Origin of the sequence: Sphingopyxis sp. (assembly GCF_016463645.1) — a bacterium.
Classification (GTDB): Bacteria; Pseudomonadota; Alphaproteobacteria; order Sphingomonadales; family Sphingomonadaceae; genus Sphingopyxis.
The window spans coordinates 1-2,357 of the sequence record NZ_JAEMQX010000241.1 but is presented as its reverse complement, the minus strand read 5'-3'; the positions used below and the strand labels follow the sequence as shown (position 1 = coordinate 2,357).

Genomic DNA, 2,357 nt, shown 5'->3' with positions numbered 1-2,357 from the left:
TGTCGGGCGACCGCATCGTGTTCGGCGCGACCGTCACCCTCGCCGACGAGGACGACAAGCCCGTCCGTTACCAGATCGTCGGGCAGGCGGAAGCCGACGCCAAGGACGGCAAGATCAGTTATAATTCGCCGCTCGGCCGCGCGCTGATCGGCCGCCGCGTCGACGACGAGGTCGAGGTCACCGTCCCTGCCGGCGACAAATATTATCTGGTGACCAAGATCGAATTCATCTGACGGACGCGCGGCGATGAAACCGCAGGATGCGCCGCTGGTCACGGGCTATGCGCTCGCCTGCGTGGTCATCTTCGTGCTGCTCTGGATCACCGGTTTCCAGATTGACGCGATCGTGCGCGCGGGGTTCATTCCCGCGCGCTTCGGATCCGAACTGATCCTGCCGCCGGGGACGCTGGTTCCTTTCGTGCTGACGCCGCTGTCGTCGGCGTTCCTGCATGGCGGGGTGCTGCACATTGCCTTCAACATGCTCGTGCTGCTTTTTATCGGCCGCCAGCTTGAAGCGCCGCTCGGGACGAAGGCGATGGCGATACTGCTCGTCGCGGGTGCCTATGGCGGTGCGCTCGCTCAATATCTCGCCGATCCGGCCTCGGCGGTGCCGATGATCGGCGCGAGCGGGGCGATCTCGGCGCTCATCGCCGTCTTTGCGCTGATCTTCAGCCGGTCGCAGGCCTCGGCGATCGGGCCGATCCCCGGTCATTGGGTGCGCGCGCTGTGGCTCGCCGCAGCGTGGATCGGGCTTCAATTGCTCATCGGTTTGGCTGGCGGCGGCGGGTTCGGCGCAGTCGCGATCTGGGCGCACGTCGGCGGCTTTCTCGCCGGGCTGTTTCTTGCCCGCCCGCTGCTCCGCTGGCGCTTCGGCGCGCGCTAGGCGCCGAGCAGTCCGCCCGCGAGCAGCATCGCCACCCGCACATCGATGCCGCAGCCTTCGGCGCGTTTCGCCATGACGAAATCGGCGATGCCGTTCAGTGGAACGCGATGGACGATAATATCCTCGCCGTCGACGCCGCCGCCTTCGCCCACCTTCGTCAGTCCGGTCGCGACGAGCAGGGTAAAGCTTTCGCTGACCATCCCGGGCGAGCTGTAGAATTCGCCAACGGTGCGCCAGTTGCCGGCGTGATAGCCCGTTTCCTCTTCCAGCTCGCGCTGCGCCGCGATCTCCGCTGCTTCTCCTGCCGTGTCATCGCCCACGAGTCCTGCGGGCAGTTCGAGGCACCGGACTTTCAACGGCACGCGATATTGTTCGACGAGGATGACGTGGCGCCCGTCGGCGCCCTCGTCGATCGCAAGGATCACTGCAGCGTGGATGCCGCGCGCTCGCGAGACATATTCCCACGTCCCCTGCTGCTTGACCGAGATGAAGCGGCCTTCCCATCGCGTTTCGATGGGGGTGTCGGGGGAGGGGAGAGTCATGTCTTGTCCTTTGACAGAAAGCGCATTTCCGGATGAATCGTCATCCCGGCGAAGGCCGGGATCTCTATTGTTCGTTATCGCGCGAGGTTGAGATCCCGGCCTTCGCCGGGACACGGACATAAGAGCCCCCGCCACCTAAAGCTCGATGAGCCGATCCGGGAGTTCGTTCGGATTCTCGCTGCCGCGCGGAAAATGCTCGGCGAGCACGAGACCCATCTGGCGCACCGCTTCGGCCATGCCCTCACCGGGTCGCCCCGCGCGCACGCGCTCGATCAGCGCGGCCATCGCATCGCCCCAGACATCGGCGGTTACCTTGGCGGCGATCGCCTCATCGGCGACGATATCGGCGCGGTGCTCTTTCAGGCTAAGGTACAGAAGCACGCCGGTGCGGCCGGCGGTCTTGCCCTCGGTCCCCACCTTGAACAGGTCGATCGCCCGCGCACGCACGCGCTCGGCCTTGATGCTGCGCGGGGTCAGCGCCATGCGCAGCGGGCGCCACAGCAGAATCAGCCACATGCCGAGCCATTTGAGGACGCCGATCGCGATCACCGTGCCAAGCCATTGATTGGCGGTCAGCTCATGCCCCCAGCCGCCGGTCAACCGGTCGTAGAGACCGCGGTAGAATTCGGGGAAGAGCGCGACGATCGACATGGCGAGGAAGGCAACGATGCTCGCCCAGACGAGCGCGACATCGTCGTAATCGTTCGACTTGCCGGCAACGACGGTGACGATCTCGCCGCTCGTATGCGTCTCGGCCGCAGCAACCGCCGCGGTGACGATATCGTGATCGGTTTCGCTGACGCGGTCGCGGCGGCCTATGAAACTCTCACCCGCCTCGATCAGCACAGCGGCGACGGCGACTTCGGGGACAACCTGCGAGGTGGAGTCGTCTTAGCTCGGCAGCGTCTTGCAGACGACCCGGCCTCACCGCTG

Annotated in this window: 4 protein-coding genes; 2 read left to right on the top strand and 2 right to left on the bottom strand. The window is 65.6% G+C overall.

The window, feature by feature from the left end:
- Together JHC57_RS22090 and JHC57_RS22085 are read left to right on the top strand one after the other, a co-directional pair.
- A partial coding sequence (locus JHC57_RS22090; RefSeq protein ID WP_294032710.1) for a GreA/GreB family elongation factor occupies window positions 1-233 on the top strand: 233 nt, incomplete at its 5' end.
- A gap of 13 nt (window positions 234-246) precedes the next feature.
- A complete protein-coding gene (locus JHC57_RS22085) occupies window positions 247-882 on the top strand; it encodes a rhomboid family intramembrane serine protease (protein WP_294032709.1) in 636 nt (211 codons plus the stop codon).
- On the opposite strand, the gene JHC57_RS22080 is transcribed toward JHC57_RS22085, so the two are convergent.
- Together JHC57_RS22080 and JHC57_RS22075 are read right to left on the bottom strand one after the other, a co-directional pair.
- Window positions 879-1,424 (bottom strand): NUDIX hydrolase, encoded by a 546-nt coding sequence (locus JHC57_RS22080; protein WP_294032708.1) that lies wholly within the window; start codon window positions 1,422-1,424, stop codon window positions 879-881. The two genes, JHC57_RS22085 and JHC57_RS22080, sit on opposite strands and share 4 nt — an antisense overlap.
- Before the next feature lie 135 nt (window positions 1,425-1,559).
- Window positions 1,560-2,264, bottom strand: a complete 705-nt coding sequence (locus tag JHC57_RS22075) for a TPM domain-containing protein (RefSeq protein WP_294032711.1) — start codon at window positions 2,262-2,264, stop codon at window positions 1,560-1,562.
- Between the last annotated feature and the right edge of the window lie 93 nt (window positions 2,265-2,357).